At 63.1% G+C, this 21,529-nt stretch carries 20 protein-coding genes, 1 tRNA gene and 1 pseudogene; 9 read left to right on the forward strand and 13 right to left on the reverse strand.

All coding sequences use genetic code 11. The annotated features are described in order from the left end of the window. Nucleotides 1–102: 102 nt before the first annotated feature. The 4 genes from DEM25_RS04685 (at nt 103) to DEM25_RS04700 (ending at nt 2,168) form a co-directional block, all read left to right on the forward strand. Nucleotides 103–450 carry a hypothetical protein gene (locus DEM25_RS04685; protein ID WP_147393273.1) on the forward strand — a complete coding sequence of 116 codons (348 nt, stop codon included), beginning with the start codon at nt 103–105 and terminating at the stop codon, nt 448–450. Nucleotides 451–513: 63 nt separating this feature from the next. Beyond that, nucleotides 514–1,086 (forward strand): L,D-transpeptidase, encoded by a 573-nt coding sequence (locus DEM25_RS04690; RefSeq protein WP_196780271.1) that lies wholly within the window; start codon nt 514–516, stop codon nt 1,084–1,086. Next, nucleotides 1,083–1,778: a L,D-transpeptidase gene (locus tag DEM25_RS04695; protein WP_109766919.1), complete on the forward strand. Its 696-nt coding sequence runs from the start codon at nt 1,083–1,085 to the stop codon at nt 1,776–1,778. Before DEM25_RS04690 ends, DEM25_RS04695 begins: the two co-directional genes overlap by 4 nt. Before the next feature lie 314 nt (nt 1,779–2,092). After that, nucleotides 2,093–2,168, forward strand: a tRNA-Thr gene (locus DEM25_RS04700). 80 nt (nt 2,169–2,248) lie between these two features. Here DEM25_RS04700 and DEM25_RS04705 read toward each other — a convergent pair. Continuing rightward, entirely contained in the window at nt 2,249–2,503 is a 255-nt protein-coding gene (locus DEM25_RS04705; protein ID WP_109766920.1) for a helix-turn-helix domain-containing protein, read from the reverse strand. A 92-nt stretch (nt 2,504–2,595) separates the two neighbouring features. On the opposite strand from DEM25_RS04705, the gene DEM25_RS04710 reads away from it, so the two are divergent. Further along, nucleotides 2,596–2,925 (forward strand): hypothetical protein, encoded by a 330-nt coding sequence (locus tag DEM25_RS04710; protein ID WP_109766921.1) that lies wholly within the window; start codon nt 2,596–2,598, stop codon nt 2,923–2,925. 156 nt (nt 2,926–3,081) lie between these two features. On the opposite strand, the gene DEM25_RS04715 is transcribed toward DEM25_RS04710, so the two are convergent. From DEM25_RS04715 to DEM25_RS04750, 9 genes are all read right to left on the reverse strand, one after another. Beyond that, nucleotides 3,082–5,517 carry a bifunctional DNA primase/polymerase gene (locus DEM25_RS04715; protein ID WP_158585164.1) on the reverse strand — a complete coding sequence of 812 codons (2,436 nt, stop codon included), beginning with the start codon at nt 5,515–5,517 and terminating at the stop codon, nt 3,082–3,084. Then, nucleotides 5,489–5,653, reverse strand: coding sequence for a hypothetical protein (locus tag DEM25_RS17730; RefSeq protein WP_158585165.1), 165 nt, complete (start codon nt 5,651–5,653; stop codon nt 5,489–5,491). The genes DEM25_RS04715 and DEM25_RS17730 overlap by 29 nt, the downstream gene beginning before the upstream one ends. A 405-nt stretch (nt 5,654–6,058) precedes the next feature. Next, a complete protein-coding gene (locus DEM25_RS04725; RefSeq protein WP_109766924.1) occupies nt 6,059–6,565 on the reverse strand; it encodes a hypothetical protein in 507 nt (168 codons plus the stop codon). Beyond that, a complete protein-coding gene (locus DEM25_RS17870) occupies nt 6,552–6,809 on the reverse strand; it encodes a site-specific integrase (protein ID WP_196780272.1) in 258 nt (85 codons plus the stop codon). The genes DEM25_RS04725 and DEM25_RS17870 overlap by 14 nt, the downstream gene beginning before the upstream one ends. Continuing rightward, nucleotides 6,796–7,647, reverse strand: coding sequence for a tyrosine-type recombinase/integrase (locus DEM25_RS04730; RefSeq protein ID WP_196780273.1), 852 nt, complete (start codon nt 7,645–7,647; stop codon nt 6,796–6,798). Before DEM25_RS04730 ends, DEM25_RS17870 begins: the two co-directional genes overlap by 14 nt. Nucleotides 7,648–7,826: 179 nt before the next feature. Continuing rightward, nucleotides 7,827–10,946: a type I restriction endonuclease subunit R gene (locus tag DEM25_RS04735; protein WP_109766926.1), complete on the reverse strand. Its 3,120-nt coding sequence runs from the start codon at nt 10,944–10,946 to the stop codon at nt 7,827–7,829. Then, the gene (locus DEM25_RS04740) at nt 10,946–11,635 is read right to left on the reverse strand and encodes an abortive infection family protein (protein ID WP_109766927.1); all 690 of its coding nucleotides are present in this window, start codon (nt 11,633–11,635) and stop codon (nt 10,946–10,948) included. The genes DEM25_RS04735 and DEM25_RS04740 overlap by 1 nt, the downstream gene beginning before the upstream one ends. A gap of 6 nt (nt 11,636–11,641) precedes the next feature. After that, nucleotides 11,642–12,940, reverse strand: coding sequence for a restriction endonuclease subunit S (locus tag DEM25_RS04745; protein WP_109766928.1), 1,299 nt, complete (start codon nt 12,938–12,940; stop codon nt 11,642–11,644). Further along, nucleotides 12,933–14,555 carry a type I restriction-modification system subunit M gene (locus tag DEM25_RS04750; protein WP_109766929.1) on the reverse strand — a complete coding sequence of 541 codons (1,623 nt, stop codon included), beginning with the start codon at nt 14,553–14,555 and terminating at the stop codon, nt 12,933–12,935. Before DEM25_RS04750 ends, DEM25_RS04745 begins: the two co-directional genes overlap by 8 nt. A gap of 224 nt (nt 14,556–14,779) precedes the next feature. On the opposite strand from DEM25_RS04750, the gene DEM25_RS04755 reads away from it, so the two are divergent. Continuing rightward, on the forward strand, nt 14,780–15,871 hold the full coding sequence (locus DEM25_RS04755; protein WP_196780274.1) for a restriction endonuclease: 1,092 nt from the start codon (nt 14,780–14,782) through the stop codon (nt 15,869–15,871). A gap of 367 nt (nt 15,872–16,238) precedes the next feature. Here DEM25_RS04755 and DEM25_RS04760 read toward each other — a convergent pair whose 3' ends face one another. After that, nucleotides 16,239–16,943 (reverse strand): pyrimidine 5'-nucleotidase, encoded by a 705-nt coding sequence (locus DEM25_RS04760; protein WP_109766931.1) that lies wholly within the window; start codon nt 16,941–16,943, stop codon nt 16,239–16,241. Nucleotides 16,944–17,011: 68 nt separating this feature from the next. On the opposite strand from DEM25_RS04760, the gene DEM25_RS04765 reads away from it, so the two are divergent. Then, entirely contained in the window at nt 17,012–17,926 is a 915-nt protein-coding gene (locus tag DEM25_RS04765) for an EamA family transporter (RefSeq protein ID WP_109766932.1), read from the forward strand. Here the strand turns inward: DEM25_RS04765 and phhA are convergent. Next, the gene (gene phhA, locus DEM25_RS04770) at nt 17,923–18,780 is read right to left on the reverse strand and encodes a phenylalanine 4-monooxygenase (RefSeq protein WP_109766933.1); all 858 of its coding nucleotides are present in this window, start codon (nt 18,778–18,780) and stop codon (nt 17,923–17,925) included. The genes DEM25_RS04765 and phhA overlap by 4 nt on opposite strands. A 119-nt stretch (nt 18,781–18,899) precedes the next feature. Here phhA and DEM25_RS18070 point away from each other — a divergent pair. Next, nucleotides 18,900–19,247: pseudogene (locus DEM25_RS18070) on the forward strand (Lrp/AsnC family transcriptional regulator); the annotation flags it as partial. 597 nt (nt 19,248–19,844) lie between these two features. Further along, nucleotides 19,845–20,171, forward strand: coding sequence for a GNAT family N-acetyltransferase (locus DEM25_RS18075; protein WP_109767036.1), 327 nt, complete (start codon nt 19,845–19,847; stop codon nt 20,169–20,171). On the opposite strand, the gene DEM25_RS04780 is transcribed toward DEM25_RS18075, so the two are convergent. Next, complete coding sequence (locus DEM25_RS04780; protein WP_109766935.1) at nt 20,134–21,528, reverse strand: MmgE/PrpD family protein; 1,395 nt, start codon at nt 21,526–21,528, stop codon at nt 20,134–20,136. The genes DEM25_RS18075 and DEM25_RS04780 overlap by 38 nt on opposite strands. Between the last annotated feature and the right edge of the window lies 1 nt (nt 21,529).

Consider the following 21,529-nt stretch of genomic DNA (forward strand, 5'->3'; position numbering starts at 1 on the left):
CGGCACCGGCGGCTGTTGCGGCGCCGCAACACTCACGACCTCGTGAATGGGCGTTCATGGTGCATTCACCATGACTTGGCTAACAGTTGACCGATGCGTTTCGTGACCGCCCTATTGCTGCTCGTCTCAGTCCTGGCCACCCATGCGGCGGCGCTGGACCGTGCGGCGGGCAATACGCTGAGCTGTACCGGGACGACCATTGAGGCGACCGCGGCGCCGGCCCTGCCCGACATGTCCCAGATCGTAAAGACCGGCGATCGGATCGATGACACAGCGCAGGCGGCGTCGGAGGTGCAGGCGGGTCCCTGTCACGGGCATGGCGACTGTGTGTTCCTGATGCCGCAGCACCGGCTTGCGGCCAGCACGCTGATCCCCGCCGAAGCGGACGCTCCGCCCTGTCATGCAAGGGCCCATCATGGACGGTTGCCGAACAAGCCGCCGATCGCCTGACGCATCCGCCGCGACCGGGCGCGCGACCGTGCCCGACCGACCCATGCCGATCAGGAGTTTCCCATGATTACCAGACGTCTGTTTGCCGCCGGCGCCGCCGCGGGTCTGATGCTGACCACCGCGCCCGCGCTTGCCCACCATTCCAAACGTTATCGCGAGTTCAAGCTCGATCCGAAATTCGAGCCGCAACCGGTGCGCTTTACCGGCTATCCGGCCGGCACGATCGTCGTCGATCCGCGCAACCACTTCCTCTATCTTGTCGAGCGGCCGGGACGCGCGCGCCGCTATGGCGTCGGCGTCGGCCGGGCCGGCCTTGCCTTCCGGGGCGACGCGGTCATCCGCCGCAAGGCCGAATGGCCGAGCTGGCGGCCGACCGACAACATGATCCGCCGCAATCCTGCCCGATATGCCAAATATGCGAACGGCGTGCCCGGAGGGCCGGGCAACCCGCTCGGCTCGCGGGCTCTTTATCTATACAAAGGCAATCGCGACACCATGTACCGCATTCACGGCACCACCGAACCCTGGAGCATCGGGCAGTCCGTTTCCAACGGCTGCATCCGGATGATCAACGCCCATGTCGAGGACCTTTACGAACGGGTCCCGCTGGGAACGCGCGTGGTGGTGCTGGGATGACACGGACATCGTTGACACGACGCCGGTTTGCCGCAGGTGCGGCGAGCCTGGCCGGGCTCGGCCTTGCGGGCTGCACGACGGCAGGCCCGTCGCGCCGCGCCGCCGACATCGCCACCCAACCGCCGGCGCCCTCGCGGCCGTCCCCGACGGTCGTCGCCGCCTACGGCCCGATGCCAGGCGAGCGTTTTCCTCTGCCGGCGATCGACATCTCCAAGGTGCCGCCGCAATTCTGGCGCCAGCAGGTCGCCTATCCGACACCCGAGCCGCCGGGCACGCTGGTCGTCGACACGGCCAACTTCTTTTTGTACCTGGTGCAGGAAGCCGGCCAGGCGATGCGTTACGGCGTCGGGCTCGGGCGCGCCGGGTTTGAATGGTCGGGCCGCGGACGCGTCGCCTACAAGCGTCAATGGCCCACCTGGACGCCGCCGGACGAGATGATCGCGCGCCAGCCGGAACTCGAGCGCTGGAGCGTCCGCAATGGCGGCATGCCGCCGGGCCTCGACAACCCGCTGGGCGCCCGCGCGCTCTACATCTTCGACGATGGCGTCGATACGCTCTACCGGGTGCACGGATCGCCGGAATACTGGACGATCGGCAAGGCGGTGTCGTCGGGCTGCGTCCGGATGATGCAGCAGGATGTGATCGACCTGTACAACCGGGTGCCGACACCTGCGCCGATCGTGGTCGTCTGATCGCCGCGAAGGCAGAGACCTTGCACCGGCAGCCGCGGCCGGGTCGTCACACCGAACGCGGCTTGCCGCCCGGGGAACGGCGCGGCGGGCCAAGACCCACTTGATCTTGGTCCGGCGCGCCGCTAAAGCGCTCGTCGGCGGACGGAACCGGTGATGCGCCGCGTCCCGTCCGCCCCGGCGCCGCTGTAGCTCAGTTGGTAGAGCACGTCATTCGTAATTAGCGGGTCCGCTAGAGAATGACGTTCGAAGCCAGCGGGTTGGCGGGGACATGAGGAATATAGTAGGGCGATAGTAGGTCGCCCTGCGTTTGGCAGGCCGCTTTAGCTCAGCTGGTAGAGCACATCATTCGTAATGATGGGGTCAGGTGTTCGAGTCACCTAAGCGGCACCAGCCAACTCTCTGATTTTCAACCTGAAATCCGAGCAGGAGGCGATTTCACGCCTGCTGATTTTCTGCCCTACTAGACCCTACTAATTCGGTATGGCGTCGAGCGCGGCAAGAAGATGGTCAAAGACCGCTGTTGGATTCTCGTCCATCGCCTTCGCTAACGCCACGAACTCGACAACATCCAAACGCCGCTCCCCGCCTTCGACTTTGGCGATATAGGATTGCGGTTTTCCGAGCCTGTCAGCCACGTCCTGTTGCGTCATGCCGCTTCGCTTTCGCGTATCAATCAGGGTGCGGAGCAGGGCTGTATATTCAGGCGTATGCAGGCTTTTGGTCATGGCTTCCAGTTCCGGAAGCCGGATCAATAATCCCAGTTTCGGATTATCCCATTTTGGGATATAGTGGTTCTGCTGAACGGGAGCAGGCCACCTTGGAAAGCTACAATTTCTGGCAGGACTTGTTCGACACCTATCAGTCGCTGTCGGACTGGATGAAGACGCTGTGGCTGATCGTGCCTCCGGCCTTCGCGCTGGGGGCGCTTTGGATAGGTCTCGATTACCGGCTCAAGAGCCGGTCTGCAGCGCCGACTGGGGACGGAACGCTCGCCTATACGGTATTCGCCGACCAGACCGGCATCTGGCGAATCCATGCACATCAGGGCGCGGAGGCGGTCGCCGATGAGCGGCCCGAGGCAACCGTGCTGCCCCTGCCGGGCATACACCCCCACACCCTGCCCAAAAAGCCCTCCTCGGACATCTGAGGCGGCTCTGAGGGCACACTAAAAGCCCGGCAAGCGCCATGCCTGCCGGGCTTTGTGGTTTTGAGGGGTTAGGCGGGTTTGCAGCGGTAGCGCGCGGTTGGCGCAAACCCGTAATACCCTGTCAAACCCGGTTATGCTTTCCGGTTCCCGCCATCCTCAGAACGGCGATGGCTCGATGTCCCTTCCGGCCCGCGCTGAGGCGGTGACATCTCGGACACGATAGGTCTTCACGCCCGAGCCATCGGATTCGGACAGCAGCACCAGACCGCCGACAATGCGGTCAACATGTTTGGCCAGAAACCGCCCGACGCTGCGCGCGTTGAAGTGCTGATAACGGGTGGTCGCGATCAGCTCCGCGACAAGGTCCTGTGCCGGTCCCTTGCCCTGCTTGTCCGCCATCGTCGCCAGTTCTGCGAGGGTCACGGGGCGATCCTGCAAGGCTGACCGCCAGAGGCGAAGCAGATCGAGCAGCACCGCCTTCGCCGGGTCGTCGGCAAGAATGCGCTCACGGGTATCAGCGGGATCGTCTTGCCCGAGCCACAGAAGGGCTTCGCGCACAAGGTTCCAGGCTTCGAACGAACCGATTGTGTCGCGTGGCATCGGTCGTCCTGCCTCGATATAGGCGCGCAACACGGTCAGCCCTGCCATGACCAGTTCGGGGCGGTTGGCGCGCGCCTCGACACGGGGATCAAAGCTGAACTGGCGCTGGTCCGGTCGTTCCATGCCGGGATCCATCCGGCAGATCAGCGCGCGCCGCGTGACGTCGCCGGAGAGGGTCAGATTGTTCCCGGTCGCCATGACGAGGCAGCGTGTGGGCAGCGTCCGCATTTCGGATTTGCCAAGAATGCGCGGGCGCACCCGTTCTTGCGTCAGCATGGAGCACAGGAAGTCGCCCTGAATGGGCCGGTCGCAATTGTCGATGATGATGACCTGATCGCCTGCCATGAGTACCGAGGACAGCCGCTTTTGATCCTCTTCTCCATTATAGCCCTGCGACAGCATCGCCGGCTTGTGCCCCGTGGCGATCACACCGATTGTCTCGGCGAGCAGCGATTTGCCCGTTCCCGCAGTCGGCGCATCGATGGCGAACAGCGGGGCGGCCGGAAACATCGGTCTGACCAGCGCCGTCAGCACTGCGACGAGCGTTACGCTTCTGTCCGCCTCGCTGGCAAAGCAGAAATCGCGAAACGGCTTGGCGAGAATGGCGATGGCCTTTTCCGCGTCGGCCCTGGTCGGTGCTTCAGGGACCGCCGGAAATACCACATTCCCCGGATCGTAGAGCAGAGCGGTAGCCCGGTCGTATCCCGGCTCCTGCAGCACCGTGCCGTCCGCCCGGAGCGTCGGGCTCTGGATCACGCCCTGAAGGAACGGAACCCGCCAATCGCCTACACGGGCCAGATAGGCCACAGGCGCTTGTGCGGGCGGATCAACGCGCCGGACCGTGTCGTCTTTCTCCTTGAGCCATTTCGATGTGAGCGCGAGTTGCTCGCGGAGCCATGCCGCCACAACCGGTTGCAGGATAAGAGCGCCGCTGTCGCGGCCCACGCCATCTTCCTGGGCGCTGACGGTCAGCCGAACAGGACGAACAAGGCTGTCATAGCGCTGGTAGATCGGCACGCCCGCAGCAAGCAGAGCCGTTTCCGCCGCGTCGACCGCTTGCGGCAGGAAGCCGGGACGGACGAGGATCGCAGCGCCCTCCTCGCCCGGTCCGTCGCCGGAGACGCCAAGCCATCCCCGGAGGGTGTCGGCCATCGGCTCGATACCGAGATGCTCGCAGAGCGCCGGTATGCCCCACACGTCCTCGCCCGCATCGAAGCGTTCACGCGCCGCAGCGGCCTTGCCGCTGCGCTTGGCCGCTTCCTCGTCGCCAGCCAGCGTTGCGACATGCTCGACCCAGCGGTCAACGTCATCGTCACCCCAACCTGCACGCACGAGAACGCCAGTCAGGGCGAGACAGATATTGTCGCGGTTGCCCCGTGTCGCCGGATACTTGGACAGCACCACAGCGAGGGCAGCCGTTACCCCCGCCCGCCGCGATATATCCTCGGGGTCTGCGTCAGGTACGCCGCGCGGGTCATCGTGCCAGCGCACAGTTTCGCCGTTCGGGTGCACCGAGGGCGGAACCATGGTCTGCAATCCATCGCCGCGAAGCTCCAGCACCACAGACCGCTCCGCCTCGAACAGGTGGGCAGCGCTGGACGGGATCTTAAATTGCCGGTTCTTCGGCAGCTTGCACCGGGCGAGGCGATGGCTCCGGGGGGATGTCGCCCGACCGAAGCTGGGCAAATCCGGCAAGACCGCGTCCGCGATCCGGGCCGCTTCCGGCCAGTCGAAGTCGAGATCGACCAGCCCGCCCGACCTGTCGCCCAGCGCAATGCCCACATTATTGGTCGCGCCGAACTTGCGTGACAGTTCTTCGTCGGACAGGCGGGGCAGATCGCCCCACCTGCCCTTCGGCGCTTTCTTGCGCTCGGGGAGCACGAGCGGCTCCCAGCCGAGCCGGTTATAAAAGACCGCCGCGCCGGAGGGCGAGGCGAACTGCTGTTCCGCGGTGAGGCTGAAATCAGTCATGGCTACCAGCCTCCGGATCACAGACATTCCGCTCGACGTAGAGCAAAATGTCCGACCAGCGGTAGCGGATTGCGCCGCCCTTTTCCGAGGTCCCGAAGCGGATGTATTTGGGTCCCCAGCCGTAAACCCGTCCCTTGCACAGCCACGACTCGCTCATGGTGGTGAGGGTCGCGACCTGACCGGTCGTCAGGAGCCGGTCGGGGTGGCGGGGTTGCGCCTGGATTGCGGGAGTGAACGCGCCATCGGCACGGGCGCGAGACATAGTTGCGGTTTGCATAGCTGAAGCTTTCGAGGTCGAGCGTGCGAGCACGCATTGGTTTGAGCCAATGCCTGAAATCTCGGCGATCTTTCTCGACCTCGGTCGGGAGTTTCACCCGCAAACGGGGGCCATACTATAGGTCACCCACCGCAACCGGACGCATCCGGCAGATGCTTGTCAGGGCATCTACATTCATCATGACAGATAAGTTCGGGCGTCTCAATCTGAAGGAGCGTTCCGCGAAAGCCAGTCCAACGATTGGCTCTTAAGCGCTTGATCTCTGTGCGCGATGTGCCGCCTCGATCAGTAGCGCGTAGAAACACCCCATTCCTCTAGTTCCGCCAATATGCGCCCCACGGCTTCTTCTTCCAGCGCTGCGGTGATGGGGTCAGGCTCCATCGGGCGCGTCTGGGCGGACAGGCGGTAGCGCTGAGAGAGAAACCGCGCAACGGCGCGAAGCTCTGCAGGTGTGGAGCAGCCCACGACCTTACGCGCCGCCGCTTCGGCCAGTTGCGCAATCGGACGGGCTGAGGCCGCAGTAGCCGTTCGGCTGGATGGTATCGCCGCAAGTTCGGCCTCGCAGATGTCCCGCTGCCGCTCCCGAACCATGTAGCGGACCGCCTGTTTAATCTGCCGCTCGCGTTCCGTGACCGGCCCGACAAGCGCTCTCATGGCCGTGCCCAGCCGTTCCTGCTGACGGCCTTCGGTCTCGGGCGTCGTGTGCGCTTCGATGATCGCCAGAAGAACGCGTTCCAGCACGCTTGATCCATCCCCGAACGGCGCGAGAAAAGTGGAGTCACTGCCTGACATTGGCCAGCTCCAGTATCCGGGCCGCGACCTGTTCCACCGGCCCGCGCAAGCGCTCGGCGTTCACGACGATATAGCCGCCCGTTACGTCGCCATTGGCGCGGTGGTTCAGCAGGCGCTTGAGCGCGTAATAGGGAACGTCGAGGCTTTCGGCGATGGTGATGAAGGTGCGCCGCAGATCGTGAAGCGTGAAGGTCACGCCCGATCCGGCGCTGACGCGGAGCAGGAATTTCTTAGTCTCCTTCAAATGCCCGTCCCGCCCTGGACCGGGAAACANGCAGCGGGTCGCCATTCTTCGTCCTGGGCAGATGCAGCGTCCGCGCGACGAGGTCCACATTCTCCCAGCGCAACGCCATCAGTTCGCCCCGGCGCATGCCGGTGAACAGCGCCATGAGCAGAAAGTCGCGAGAATAATCCGGCTCGGCCATGACCGCCTTCCACCATTGGGGCAGGTCCTGAGCCGTCACCAGCGTCTGCCGCCGCTGCTCGCGGTGCCATGCCCGCGCCTGCGTCAGGATGGTGACCGGATTGGGCGGAAACTCATCATGCGTCGCGGCGGTGAAATTATAGACCGACCGAAGATGCCGCATGACGTTGTTCGCCGTGGTCTTGCCGATTTCCGCCGACAGGTCCTGATGGCGCTTGAGCACCATTTGCCGGGTGATCTCATTGACCGGCTTCCTGCGCCACGCCTTGAGATAGATACGGGATGAGCGCGAATAGTTCAGCACCGTATGCGGTGACAGATGCGGGCGCGCGGCGAAGAAGGCGTCAAAGGCATCGGCCAGCGTAACGCGGGACGTGACGGCCTGTTTCTTCTCGGCGTTGGGATTGCGCCCCTCGGCCATCTCGCCCAGCAGGCTGAGCGCCTTCTTGCGGGCGATGTCGGCGGCGAACAGATCGGCCCGTCCGATTGTCACCCGACAGGAGCGCCGGTCCACCTGCCCCTCGGCGAAATAGACCTTGGATTGCCGCCCGACCCGAAGGCCGAAGCCCGGCAAAAGCGTGTCGCGATAAAAGGTTTGTCCGCTCTGGGTGAAGGGCAGTGCGTCAACGGACTGACGCGTCAGACGTAGACTTGGCATGGTGAGACCTCCTTCCGGCCTCACCTCGAACTAACGTCACTAACGTGAAATTACTAGTGATGTCAGATACTTATGACACAAAAAGGCATCCAGTCCATGACCCGGACGCTGCATCCAACACGCGCGCATGCGCGAGGGGGCGAACATGGGGATCGGCAGTGTCAGGATAGCCAAGGCCGTCAGTCGTCCACCCATTTCTCGCAAACGACGTTCGCCTGTTCCATCACAAGGTCAATCGCCAATTGCTGAAGGTCAGGCGGGTAGCCGTACTGTCTCAGTAAACGGCGCACCTCAACGCGAAGTTTGGCGCGCACATTGTCCTTCACCGCCCAGTCGACCGTCACGAGCGGTTTCATCCTGCGCACGAGCTCTTGGGCAAGCTCCCGCAATCCCTTGCTGCCAAGCACATCGATAGCCGACCGGTTTTCGGCCAGCGCGTCATAGAACGCCACCTCGTCAGGATCGAGGCCCAAGTCCTCGCCACGCCCCAAGGATGCTTGCATCTCCTTCGCGAGATCAATCAGCTCCTGGATGACTTGGACGCTGTCGATGGCGCGGTTGTGATAGCGAGCGATTGCTTCTTCGAGACGCTCGGAAAAGCGGCGCGCCTCCACCACGTTCTGCTTCTCTCTTGACCGGATTTCCCCGTTCACGAGTCGGCGCAAAGCCTCGATGGCGAGGTTCTTCTGCTCCATGGAGCGAACCTCTTCGAGGAACTCGTCAGAGAGGACAGCAATATCCGGCTGCTGGAAACCGGCTTCCTTGAAGACATCCAAAAGGCCATCGGCAACCACCGCCTTGGACAAGAGTTGCGATAACTCGAACTCGATCTCCTGCCGGTCCCGTCGCCGTCCGCCCGTGTATTTTACGAGATTGGCGCGCACAGCGAGAAGGAACGCCACGTCCTCACGCAATCGATCTGCTTCCGCCGTACCAGCGGCCAATGCAAACGCGCTGGCCAAGGCTGTCGCCAGATCGAGATAGCGCTTGCGTCCGCCCTCCTGTGAGAGGATCGCTTCAACGGTCGTCTTGAGAATCGTAAGGCGGCGCGGAGGATCGGCGTTGAAGAACTCGCGCCAGTTCACGCCCTCCAGCAGGTCGCAGACCGCTTCATGTTGTGTCAGCAGGTGCTGGACCGCGAGGTCCTGATCCTTGGCCGTCTGGTCGCGGTCGGTCTGGCTATAGGCGGCGAGCGCTTGTTGAAGCTCGACGCCCAGCCCCATGTAATCCACCACGAGACCGCCCGGCTTTGCTCCGAAGACGCGATTGACGCGTGCGATGGCCTGCATGAGGCCATGGCCGCGCATGGGCTTGTCCACATAGAGCGTGTGCAAGCACGGCGCGTCGAAGCCTGTCAGCCACATGTCGCGAACGATCACCAGCTTGAAAGGATCGGCAGGATCCTTGAAGCGATCAGCCAGCTTCTTGTTCTCACTTTTCTTGCGGACATGAGGCCGGAACTCTTCCGGGTCGTCCGCGCGGCCCGTCATGACGATGTTGAGCGCGCCGTCCTTTGCCCAGTCCGGGCGAAGACGGACAATCTCGTCATAGAGGTCAACCGCGATGCGTCGGCTCATGGCGACGACCATGCCCTTGCCGCCACCCATCGCGTCGAGCCGATGTTCGAAGTGTTCCACAAGGTCAGCGGCGATGAGCTTGACGCGTTCCGGCGCCCCTGCGATGGCTTCAAGGCGCGACCACCGCGATTTGTGCTTCTCCCGCTCGCTCGCCTCCTCGCCTTCGAGCAGATCGTCGGACCCTTCGTCCAGAACCGCCCGCGCATCGGAATCGAGGTGAAGCTGCGCCAGCCGGGCCGTGTAGTAGATCGGTACCGTCGCGCCGTCCTCGACCGATTGGGCGATGTCGTAGGTGTCGATGACATCACCGAAGACATTGTAGGTGTCCCGCCCGACCAGCTCGATAGGCGTTCCAGTGAAGCCTATGAAGGTGGCGTTGGGCAGCAGGTCGCGGAGATGGACCGCGAGGCCATAGCGCGTCTTGCCGGTCTTCTTGTCGATGCGGGCGTTCAGCCCGTATTGGGTGCGGTGCGCCTCGTCGGCGATGACGATGACATTGTCGCGGTCGCTGATGGCGTCGTTGCGCCCGTCGCCTTCGGGCGCGAATTTCTGCATCGTCGTGAAGATGACGCCACCCGACCCGCGCCGCAGCTTGTCGCGCAGATCGTCCCGGTCCTCGGCGTTTTCCGGGGTGACGCGGAACAGGTCCGGATGGTCGGTGAACGTGCCGAAGAGCTGATCGTCGAGATCGTTGCGGTCGGTGACGATGATCACCGTGGGGTTTTTAAGCTTGGCGCTGCGTTCCAGCTTTGAGACATAGAACGCCATGGTCAGGCTCTTGCCCGAGCCTTGCGTATGCCAGACCACGCCCGCTTTGCGGGAGCCTGCGGACGCTGCGCCCTCGGTGGCGCGGACCGCCTTGTTGACGGCGTGAAACTGGTGATACCCGGCCAGCTTCTTGCCGCGCGCCGCGCCGTCCTGAATTTCATAGGCGCCGAAATTCACGACCAGATCGAGGAAGCGATCTGGGTGAAACACGCCCTTGATGATCGTTTCCAGCTCCGCTTCGCCCTTGCCCGCAATCTCCCGCCCGTCCACCGTGCGCCATGGGGCGAAGCGGTCAAAACCTGCTGTCAGCGAGCCGATGCGCGCTTCCATCCCGTCGGAGATAACGATGGCGCCGTTATAGCGGAAGAAGGTCGGGATGCTCGCCTTGTAGGTTCCAATCTGGTTGAAGGCGCGCCGCACCGTTGCGTCGGCGTTCACCGCGTCCTTCAGTTCCATGATGGCGAGCGGCAGGCCGTTGACGAAACAGGCGATGTCGAGCCGGCGATGCTCCTTGCCCTCCACGACGGTGAACTGGTTCGCGGCAAGATAATCATTGGCGAAAGGATCGTCGAAATCAAACAGCCGCACCTTGCGGGTGATGACACCGTGTTCGGGATCGCGGGTCTCGACATCGACCCCGTCGCGCATCAGCCGCATCATCCGCCGGTTCTGGTCCAAGAGGTCCTGGCTCTCCACATCCTGCACCTTGCGCAGCGCGGCGGCGATGCCGTCCGAGCCGATGGCGGGGTTCAGGCGGAATAGCGCATCCTCAAGCCGCGATAGGAGAATCACATCGCCATAGGAGCCGCGCGGCGCGCCGGGACCGTCCGGGGCCAGATAGCTGCCGTCCAGCGTCCGCCAGCCGATGGCCTCGAACCACGCCATGGCCGCGCTTTCGACAGCCGCTTCGCGAAAGCCGAGAGGGGGTGAACTGGCGGACTGGACATACTCCATCAATCTGTTTCCGCTTCTGCTTGCACGGGTTGGGCCGACTTCCAACCGGCCAGCTCTGACTTGTAAGCTTCGGGGTCGAGCAAGAACAGGACTTCACTTGCATTGTAGCGATAAGTAGCGATCTCCACCGGCCACTCATCGTCGAATGAAGTGTTGAAGTCAGGCTCATCATCGTACCGCACGGGTGCGCGGTCAGTCCTCAAAAGCTCTTCGCGGTGGCATTCGAACAAGAAGGCCGAAAGTGCATCGACAGCCACGGCCAGAAGGGCGGCATGGCGCTGCTCTGCACCGGTCCAGGCCGATGCTCCGCCATGGCGGAGCCCCGGAATATTGGACAATTGGGAGAGCGCGCGCACAGCGCCGTTGAGGCTTCCTGCAAGCGCCGTAAGGTGTTGTTCGATAGCCGTCTGCTCCGGGTGTCCCTCAAAACCCAGAACAATGCGGTCAATCAGTTTCTTCGCACGTTGCGGCAGATCGTCGGCGCGTCCGCTAGCTTGGGCGACGGCTCCATCGCGCTCAAGCTCGATGGTGAGACAGCAGGTTTCGAGGAAGGATCGCGCTAACCCGAGACAGATATGGGGGTTGGTTTCGACATTGGCCTCGATGGCTTCAAGCTCTCGGCGGAAGCCATCACCGGTATCTGGGAACCGTTCAATCACCGCCCGCATCTGCTGCATGACAAACGGCATGGCGCGTCACGCTCCCGCTTCGCCGGCGAGCTTCTCCGCATCCCTGATGCGAATCTCGCCGGACATCAGTTTGGGGAGGAGAAGGTCGCGAAGTGCGGCGAGATTTCGGCTTTCCTCTAGCGCAACGCGGAAACGTTCAAATATTAGCAAAACAATTTGGTCAAATGCCGTCAGTAATTCTGGCAAAGGTTCGGGCAAAAACAACCTTTGCATGTCCCCTTTTGTCACATGTCCTAAGCCAGTTGTTTGCTTGTTCGCTGCAATTCGCGTGAATTCCGGTTTCAGAAAACGTAGGGCTGTGTGGAGGTACGCTTTGCTGCGGCACCCGTTTTCTCTGACAGCGAAAATGTGTTGGTTTAGCCAAGCGGAACCGCCCACCCATACAAAGGCGTCGATAGATGTCTCCGGGTTGCCGGACCATGAGAAAAGAAGCTCGCCATTATCGATGCGATAGCGATCTCCAAGCTGGGTGTTCGTCCGTTTTGTTTGTCCGGTAACGCCTGCCTTAAGCTCTGCTATTTTGACGACAGGGAGCGCATCGGACTCATCGCTGAAGTGCATATTCTTGTATGCGGCGCCATTGTCCCAGTTCGCCAAATCCAACAGGGGGGCGGTATCCCACCCCTCCGGCAGGCCATTGTCGCCGAACCGGTCTGGGAAGAGGGCAGCGAGGTCGGGGGCGAGGCCGGTGTCGCGGCCTTCGGCCTTGGCGTGGACAGGGTCGAAATCGACGAACCAGCTCTTGAAGATCGCCCGCGCGAGTTCCTCCAGTGTCTCATTCATCCGCCGGTTCAACTCGATCTTGTCATCGAGCGCGCCGAGAATCGTTCCAATAGCCGTTTGCTCGGCAATGTCCGGGCAGGGGAAAAGAAACTCGGGCATCTCGGTCAGAAGGAGCCGATCAACCGTAGCGCCATGGACAGTCTGTCGCCGCAGAAACTCTTGGTATTGCGGCGACAAGTAGGCGTAGAGGAAAAATCTTGGATCAACACGCTTCTTATCGAGCCGAATAAGCCCCATACGTCTCCCAAGACAGCAGCGTAGGTCTTTTGGGATTAGTGCAGCTTCACCTATTCGCGTTTCATAGGAAAATACGAAGTCATCCGGTTGCGGGGTTACCCTCTTCGTCCACTTTGCGAAATCTTCTTCGGTAACGTGGCGCGTCGTTGAAAGATCAATCCGTCCGTCAACCAAAGAGCCGATGCCAAGAAATAGCGGACCTTCTTCAACGGTTTTCGGCGTCGCATGAGGGCCATCAAAGACGGCCCCGAGATCTCGGATGCGGCATTGCGGCCAATCAACCATTGACTTTGACCATTGTCAGCCCAGCCGCGATCTTCACATCCAGCTTGGCGGCCTCTTCTTGCTGCGCCTCCAGTTTCGCCGTCAGCGCAGCGAACCGTTCTGCGAAGGGCGTGTCGTCCTCCTCCACCTTGGCGGCTCCGACGAAGCGGCCTGGAGTCAGCACAAAACCCTGCGCCTCAATCTCCTCATTTTTCACCGCCTTGCAGAAGCCGGGCACATCTTCGTAATCATCGCGGCCTTCGCGCCATGCGTGATAGGCCTCGACAATCCGGCCGATATCGCTGTCTTCGCCTTCGCCCGCATCGTCCGGGCTCGTGAGCACCTTCAGGGTGCGCGTCTCCATGTGCCCCAGCGCGCGGGCGTCGATGAACAGGGTTTCCCCGCGCCGGTCCCGCAGGCGCTTGTCTTTCAGGATGCCGTTCGACTTGTCGCGGGCGAGGAACCACAGGCAGACCGGAATCTGCGTGGTGTAGAACAACTGCCCCGGCAGGGAGACGATGCAATCGACGATGTCACGGCGGATCATCTCAGCGCGGATTTCGCCTTCGCCGGACTGGTTCGACGAGAGCGAGCCGTTGGCCAGCACGAAGCCCGCAAGCCCGTGCGGCGCGAGATGGTGCACCATGTGCTGCATCCACGCGAAGTTGGCATTGGACGCGGGCGGCACGCCGAACTTCCAGCGCACATCGGACTTGCGGCGCTCGCCGCCCCAGTCCGAGACGTTGAACGGCGGGTTGGCGAGGATGAAGTCGGCCTTCAGGTCCTTGTGCAGATCGTCGTGAAAACTATCCGCCGCGCGCGGGCCGAGATTGGCCGTGATGCCGCGGATGGCGAGGTTCATCCGGGCAAGCCGCCATGTCTGGGGGTTGGATTCCTGGCCGTAGACGGAGAGGTCGTCGCGCCCGCCGCCATGGGCTTCGACGAATTTCTCGGATTGAACGAACATGCCGCCCGACCCGCAGCACGGATCATAGACGCGGCCCTTATAGGGCTCGATCATCCGCACCAGAAGTTCGACCACGCAGGACGGGGTGTAGAACTGGCCGCCCTTCTTGCCCTCGGCGGCGGCGAACTGGCCGATGAAGTATTCATAGACTCGCCCGAGGATATCGTTGCCCTGATGATGTTCCTGTTCGGCGATCATCTCGACACTGCCGACAAGGTTGATCACCTCGCCAAGCAGGCGCTTGTCAAGATCTGCGCGGGCATAGGTCTTTGGCAGGACGCCTTCGAGGGCGGGGTTTTCTGCCTCGATGGCTCGCATGGCGTCGTCCACCACCTGCCCGATCTCGGGCGTCGGCGCCTTGGCTTGAATATCCGCCCAGCGCGCGCCCTTCGGAACCCAGAAGACGTTCTCGGAGACATACTCGTCGCGGTCCTCGGGGTCGGTGTAGTCGGTGTCTTTGCGCGCTTCGAGGTCGGCGTATTTGGCGTTGAACTTGTCGGAGATGAATTTCAGGAAAATCAGGCCGAGAACGACATTCTTGTATTCCGCCGCGTCCATATTGGAGCGCAACTTGTCCGCCATCGCCCAAAGCTTGGCCTCGAAGCCAAGAGAAGTGGATGTCTTCTGGGTAGCTGTTGTCTTGTCTTTTTTTGACTTGCCCCGTGGCATCTCGTCTCCCCAAATCACTTGACGGGCTTTGGGACAAAGAATCACGTAGGAGTCAGCAAAGCAATGCCGAAGACGCAGGCTCAGCGCCGCTGAAGCCAGATGGGAGAGGAAAAATGTCCGAGGACCAAGAACCGATCGTCCGCGCGCCGCTTTTCCCCCTATACGGGCAGGTCAAGCGTTGCCTGCACGCATGGGATGGCGAAGCTGTGCGGGCCGTTCGTGACATGATCACCGCCATTCACGACCAGACCGGCACGCCACAGAACCCGGTCGACTGGTCAGACCCGGATACCTGGATCGCGGAGCGTCTGTCCGGCGAACATGCGCGGCTTGCAACCAAGGTGTGGATAGATAGCGGCAAGACGGTCAATCCCCGGCACGTCTATGGCTGTTACCTCTTCATCAACCGGCTGAACCTTCTTGGCCAGTCCGCGAACCGATATGTACTTGGCGACAGAGGCGAGCGGTTTCTTGCCGATGACCCGGCGCTGCTTCAGGAGCTCGACGCCGGCGAAGGCATCCCCAAGATCCTGTCGCTGGTCGCGGAAACGCCGCAGGCCAAACGCTCGGACCTGATCGATGACTGGGGCGCCTATTTGCTGGCGGTCTCGAAGTTCTCAACTCAAAAAGTATTCGGCGACACGCTTCGCCGCCGCCTTCTGAATCTGGTGGAACGCGGTCTCGTGGAGCGGGATGGAAACCGCTACAGCATTACAGATAGCGGACTTTCTTATCTCAAGTCGTTTCCCGAAAGCGCGGCTGACCGGAAGCCCTCGTCCCAGCGCACCGATGTCGCCCTTGCGGTTCGCGCCTTCAATGAGGCTCAGATCGAGGCTTTGCGCCGCCGACTGATGGGATTGGAGCCCTACGCCTTCGAGCACTTCGTCAAAGAGCTCTTGGAGGCGATGGACTATGAGAATGTCGAGGTGACGCGGCAGTCCGGCGACAAGGGAATCGACGTGGTGGCCAATTATCAGTTCGGCATCACCGAGATCACGGAAGTCGTTCAGGTGAAGCGCACGGAATCGACCATCGGCCGCCGGGTCATCGATGAGTTGCGCGGTGCGCTTCCCTATCACCGCGCCATTCGCGGCACCATCATCACGCTGGGACCGTTCGCGCGCGGCGTGGAAGAGTCTGCGCTGTTTCCGGGCGCCGCGCCAATCACCCTGATAGACGGCGACAGGCTTCTGGAGCTTGTGGTGAAACATCAGATTGGCGTTCGGCGGAAACCTGTCGATCTTCTGGAAGTCGATGAAGCGTTCTTCGCGGATCGATCTGTCGTTGTCGAAGCCGAAGGGGCAGATGAAAACTAGCCTTTCGGTCAAGCACGATTGCGCGACATCCCGACATCCACCCGTTCCGCTCCCCGCCCCGAACCGTGAGCGCCGTTGATGGGGGGAGGTCCGGGGGGCAGGGGTGCAGATCGCCGATTAGTAGGGCAGATCGGGATTAGCAGTTTTCTAGTAGGGCAGCGGGGTGAACCGGGTGGCAACCGGATGACACCCTGTGCTACCCTTCAGCTTCCGAAAGTGGAGTCAGCCCAACGGGTTGTCCAACACGGTCCAACAGAATAGTAGGGCATATAACTCTCTGAAATCATTACGAAATACAATTCGTAATGATGGGGTCGTAGGTTCGAGTCCTATCAGCGGCACCATTCTTGTTGGCCAGGCAGCGCCGTCAAAGGCCCGGCAGGATGGCCCTCAAAAAACCGGCCAGATCGTCGGTGACGTGGTCGACCTGATCGTCGACATCGTCCCGCTCCCAGATCTCGGAGAAAGCCGCCTCGAAATTGCGCGGAACGATCAGCACGGTCTTCATGCCCAATTGCTTGGGAACCGTCAGGTTGCGCGCCAGATCCTCGAACATGGCGGCGCGTGTGCAATCAACACGGTGGAGCGCGCGGAACTTGTCATAGGTCGCGCCGGCCGGCTTGGGCACCAGATCGGCGGCGACGATGTCGAAGATCTCGTCGAAATGGTCGAGAATGCCAAGTTGGCGCGCGGCGCGCTCGGCATGGCCCTTGTCGCCATTGGTGAAGATGAACTTTCGCCCCGGCAGCGCGCGGATGGCATCGCCAAGCGCCGGATCGGGATCGAGCCACGAATAGTCGATATCGTGGACCTTCTCGAGAAAATCGTCCGGGTCGACATCATGGCGCTGCATGAGGCCGGCCAGCGTCGTGCCATACTGTTTGTAATAGTCCTTCTGGACCTTGCGCGCCTCGTCGCGCGGCACCTGCAACAACTCCGACACATAGCCGGTCATCGCCACATCGATCTGCGAAAACAGGTTGGAATGGTGCGGGTAGAGCGTGTTGTCGAGATCGAAAACCCATTCACGGACATGGGCGAAATCGGAGGGTTTCGGAGCATGGACGTTCATGGCCGTGTTATGGCACAGCCGGTCACGGCCCGAAACAAAAACCGGCGCGGCAGCGCTCGCGGGGACCCATGGAACTCTGGATACCGATCACGATCGCCGCAGCCTTCGTGCAGAACCTTCGCTCGGGGCTGCAGCGCCATCTGCGCATGCAGATGGGCACGACGGGGGCGACCTTCGTGCGTTTCGGCTTCGGCCTGCCGGTCGCGTTCGCGCTACTCGCCCTCGCCCTGTGGCTGACCGCAAGCGCGCTTCCGGAGACGAAACCCGCCTTCTGGCTCTGGGTCACGGTCGGGGCGTTCGCGCAGATCTTCGCGCAGGCGCTGCTCGTCATCATGTTCACCCGGCGCAGTTTCGCCGTCGGCTCGGCCTATTCGAGGACCGAGCCGGTGCAGGCGGTCATCTTCGGGCTCGTCCTTCTCGGTGAACGCGCGCCGGCGTCGGTTCTGATCGCAGTGGCCATTTCGGTCGGCGGCGTGATCGCGCTGACCTTTGCGCGGCAGCCCGTCGGCGAGATGGCGCGCAGCCGGTCGCCGCTGGCGCTTCTGGCCTCGCCGACGGCCCTGATCGGCCTCGCCTCGGGCACGTTCTTCGGACTTGCGGCGGTTGCCTTTCGCGCCGCCTCGCTCAGTCTTGCCGGTCCGAACTTTCTGGTGCAGGCGGGGCTGACGCTGTGCGTGGCGATCACCATCCAGACCGCCGTCATCCTTGTCTGGATGCTCGTCCGCGACCGGGCGGAACTGCGCCGCATCGCCGACGCCTGGCGGGTCGGTACGCTGGCGGGACTGGCCGGCGCACTGGCCTCGTTCGGCTGGTTTTCGGCGATGACGCTGCAGCAGGCGGGCGCAGTCAAGGCGCTCGCGCAGATCGAAATGCTGTTTGCCTATGCAACGACGGTTCTGATCTTCCGCGAACCGGTGAACCGGGCGGAAATCGCCGGCTGCGCGCTGGTCGCCGCCGGCGTGATCGTGCTCGTTCTGGCCTAGGCGGCCGCCTTGCGTGCCGGCAGAGCCGCCGGATCGAGCGGCGCGTCATCCTTGTAACGCCTGACGATGGCGGCAAGGTCGCTTTCGGCCATCTGGCGGTTGAGCGCCTCGAACGATGGCAGGACGAAATAGGCGCGCTGGAAGGCATCGATCTCGTAGCCGGTGCGCATGATCGTCTCGATGTCCATCGGCACGCGGTTGGCCTTGCCGCTTTCGGCGGCGAACTGCAGCTCGGAAAAGGACGACATCAGGCCGGCGCCGAACACTTTCAGATCCTGACCCGGCTCGCGGATCAGACCGAACTCTGCGGTGTACCAATAAAGCCGCGTGACCATGCGGTCGCCGCCCAGCGGGATCAGCTCCAGCGCCTTTTCGCCATAACGCTGCATGAAGTCGGCGAAATCGGGCTGGGTCAGGATCGGCACGTGGCCGAAGAAATCGTGAAACATGTCCGGTTCGACGATGTAGTCGAGTTCGTCCATCGACCGCAGCCAGTTGGTCACCGGAAAGCGACGATTGGCGAGATGATCGAAAAAGGGTTCGGCGGGGATGAGGCCCGGCACGGCGACCAGCGTCCAGCCGGTCATTGCCGAAAGCTTCGCGCTGACCGTCTCAAAGTCCGGCACGCGGTCGATGAGGCCGAGCGCGGCGACACCGTCGAGATAGGAATGGTGCGCATGGCGCTCGGTCAGCTTCGTCTGCCGGTCGCACAGCGTGCGCCACACCGCCTGGTCGGCTTCGGAATAGACGCCGTAGTCCTGCGGCACGGTGAAATCGGCGCGGCAGCGGGTATAGTCGCCCCGCATGCCCTGGGCGGCGCATTCGGCGGCATATTGCGATACGGTCACGGACATGGCGGCCTCCTCGAGGGTTTACGCCCTATTCTACCAGCGGCAGCGACGGCGAATTGACTTAATCGACCCGCCCATGCAAGGAATTCGGTGACTTTCTCCCAATTTGAGGGAATTTCGAGATGATTTCACTCGATCCATTCGAGGTGGCGATGCTCGACGTGCTGCAACGCGACGGCCGCCGGACGATCACCGATCTGGCCGCCGATGTCGGCTTGTCGGCGACGCCATGCGCCCGGCGGTTCGACCGGCTGACCGAAAGCGGCGCCATCCGCGCCATCGTCGCGCGACTCGACCGGCGCGCGCTGGGGCTGGAGGTGGAGGTGTTCGTGCAGGTGCGCCTTGGCAGCCATGCGGACGATACCCCTGAACGGTTCATCGCCATGGTCGGGCGGCTCGACGAAGTCGTCGCCTGCTGGTCGCTGACGGGCGATTTCGACTTCATGCTCCAGGTCGTTGTGACCGATGTGGAGGCGCTGAACGANCAAGGGACCGGCCAAGCTGCCGCTGGGGCATTTGACATGAGCGACGGGGAACAAGGCGCGCCGCCGACGCCGGTGCTCATGGTCGGTGGGGCCGCAGATGCGCAGGCCCTGTTCCAGACAATTGCGGCGACACTGCTCGATGCGAGAGACGTCATCGTGCGAACCGCACCTCCGGATGCCATCGCCGAAGCTGCCGGCCTGACTAGCTGGATCGCGGAATCGGTTGGCCGCGACGCCGCAGACCGTGCGATCATCATCGCCCACGGCCGGGAGGCCGACATGGTCATCGCGTGGTTTGCGCCGTCCGTGCCGGACGGTCCGGTGGCGCTGCTGCACCCGCTCGCGCCAACCGACACCATCGCGCCGGACGGGATCGAGGGTCGCGCCGTGCTGATCACCGCCGGAGCGACCGATCCCGAGACGCCACCGGCGGCCATCGGCGCGCTCGCCGATGCGCTGGACACGGCCGGCGCGAAGACCGATGTCTTCTGGAACCGTGGCGGCGCGGAGATCACAGAGGAAGAAACCCAGCGCATCATCGCATGGCTCAATGCGGCACGCGGCGCGCTTGTCGACCCCCGTATGCTGCCCATCACGGTCGAAAAGGATGGGCCCAAGGGCCGCTACTTCATCGAGGCGCCGGGCGGCGTGACGGCGGAGATGACGTTTTCTCAGGCCAGCGACACGCTGATCATCATCGACCATACCGAGGTGCCGGACGCTTTTCGGGGCACTGGAACCGGTGTCCGTCTGGTCGAGACGCTGATCGCGGACGCGCGTGCATCGGGCACGAGGATCATTCCGCTGTGCCCGTTTGCGGCGGCGCAGTTCAAGCGCCATCCGGAGTGGAGCGACGTTCTGGAGACGAAAGTCAGGATGAAGCCGAACAGCAGGCGACCAGATCGCTGACCGTGGCCGGTGTGGCGGCGCCGGCCATCATCATGTCCTCGATCCGGGTAGCGCGATCGCCATAGCCGGCCTCGTCCATCAGGGCGTGGAACTTCGAAGAAATCTCGGCGTCGGAAAGCGGCGCGTCGGCATCGCCCCGCGCGGTCAGCGGCTTTGATGCCAGCACGCGTCCGCCGGTCAGTTCAAGCTCCACCTCCGCCCAGCGCTCGGCCGGGAAAAGGTCGTTGAAGGCGGCGCTTTCCGACAGTTCGACCCGCTCCGCCAGATCGAGAACGGTCGCGTCCCGCAATCCTTCGCCGCTGATCTGCGCGACGCCGAGGCGACCGTGCACGAGGGCGGCGGCCACCGGAAACGGCAGCGCGTACTGCGCCTGTTCCGTATCGGCCGGCCGCGCCGTGGCAAGGCGGATCGCTTCGTGAAAGGAGCGCACGCGGACGCGCCCGATCGTGTCGGACGCCACACCGTGTGCAGACCGCAGGTCGAGGGCCGCCTCGACGGCCGGCTGCGCCCAGCGGCATACCGGCCAGGGCTTCAAGTACTGCTCCATGATGCGCCAGCGCGTGCCGAGATCGGACCAGATGCCGGTGACGGCGGCTTCTTCCACCGTCAGCGCCGGCGCGCCGGTGAACCCGGACCGGGCGAGCATCAGCGCCGAAACCCCGGCCATCGCACCCCACCCGGACCCGTCCTTGAGCATGGTCGGATGATCGATGCAGCGCATCATCTGGCTGCGCGGGCCGTGATACTCGGCGATCCCCGCCGCATGGCGCACGATCTCGGAGTTCGCGCCGGTCATCAGCGCCCCCGACAATGCCACGCCCACTGCGACCCAGGCGCCGGAGGTGTGGTAATCGGGCGCCGTCGCATGCAGGGCGATGCCGCAGCGGATGGCGATCTCATAGCCGATCGTCAGATGAGCCAGAAATTCGTCCAGCGGCATGTCCGGCGCTTCGGTCTCGGCGATTGCCAGAAGCGCGGGGAAAAGCCCGCAACCGGCGTGTCCCTTGGTCAGCGGGTGACCGTCATGAGCGTCGATCGCGTCAATGGTCATGCCGCCGGCCAACGCTGCACCGGCCGGTGAAGCCTTGCGCGCGCCGGCGTCGAAGAGGATCGTGGCGGGATTGGTGCCGGCCCCGAACTGGGTGGCGGCATGGGCGGCAATCAGGACAGCGAGTTCAGTGCGGCTGCCGGCGGCGGCAACGCCGACGAGATCAATGAGGCAACGCCGCGCCTGTTTCAACACGGGTCCAGGCAGGGCGCCGGGCACGGTCTGCGTCCGGTGAAACAGGGCAAACGTTTCGTGGACGGCAACCGGCTCGCCCGGCAACGCAGCGGTATCGGCAACCGCCGCCCCCATC

The organism is Oceaniradius stylonematis, assembly GCF_003149475.2.
In the GTDB taxonomy this organism is placed as follows: domain Bacteria; phylum Pseudomonadota; class Alphaproteobacteria; order Rhizobiales; family Rhizobiaceae; genus Roseitalea; species Roseitalea stylonematis.

Coding starts and splice junctions, on each gene's coding strand:
- DEM25_RS04690 (WP_196780271.1), top strand. CDS start 514: ATGATTACCAGACGTCTGTTTGCCGCCGGCGCCGCCGCGGGTCTGATG.
- DEM25_RS04695 (WP_109766919.1), top strand. CDS start 1,083: ATGACACGGACATCGTTGACACGACGCCGGTTTGCCGCAGGTGCGGCG.
- DEM25_RS04705 (WP_109766920.1), bottom strand. CDS start 2,503: ATGACCAAAAGCCTGCATACGCCTGAATATACAGCCCTGCTCCGCACC.
- DEM25_RS17730 (WP_158585165.1), bottom strand. CDS start 5,653: ATGAGCGAGTCGTGGCTGTGCAAGGGACGGGTTTACGGCTGGGGACCC.
- DEM25_RS04725 (WP_109766924.1), bottom strand. CDS start 6,565: ATGTCAGGCAGTGACTCCACTTTTCTCGCGCCGTTCGGGGATGGATCA.
- DEM25_RS04735 (WP_109766926.1), bottom strand. CDS start 10,946: ATGGAGTATGTCCAGTCCGCCAGTTCACCCCCTCTCGGCTTTCGCGAA.
- DEM25_RS04740 (WP_109766927.1), bottom strand. CDS start 11,635: ATGCCGTTTGTCATGCAGCAGATGCGGGCGGTGATTGAACGGTTCCCA.
- DEM25_RS04745 (WP_109766928.1), bottom strand. CDS start 12,940: ATGGTTGATTGGCCGCAATGCCGCATCCGAGATCTCGGGGCCGTCTTT.
- DEM25_RS04750 (WP_109766929.1), bottom strand. CDS start 14,555: ATGCCACGGGGCAAGTCAAAAAAAGACAAGACAACAGCTACCCAGAAG.
- DEM25_RS04755 (WP_196780274.1), top strand. CDS start 14,780: ATGATCACCGCCATTCACGACCAGACCGGCACGCCACAGAACCCGGTC.
- DEM25_RS04760 (WP_109766931.1), bottom strand. CDS start 16,943: ATGAACGTCCATGCTCCGAAACCCTCCGATTTCGCCCATGTCCGTGAA.
- DEM25_RS04765 (WP_109766932.1), top strand. CDS start 17,012: ATGGAACTCTGGATACCGATCACGATCGCCGCAGCCTTCGTGCAGAAC.
- phhA (WP_109766933.1), bottom strand. CDS start 18,780: ATGTCCGTGACCGTATCGCAATATGCCGCCGAATGCGCCGCCCAGGGC.
- DEM25_RS18075 (WP_109767036.1), top strand. CDS start 19,845: ATGCTGCCCATCACGGTCGAAAAGGATGGGCCCAAGGGCCGCTACTTC.
- DEM25_RS04780 (WP_109766935.1), bottom strand. CDS start 21,528: ATGGGGGCGGCGGTTGCCGATACCGCTGCGTTGCCGGGCGAGCCGGTT.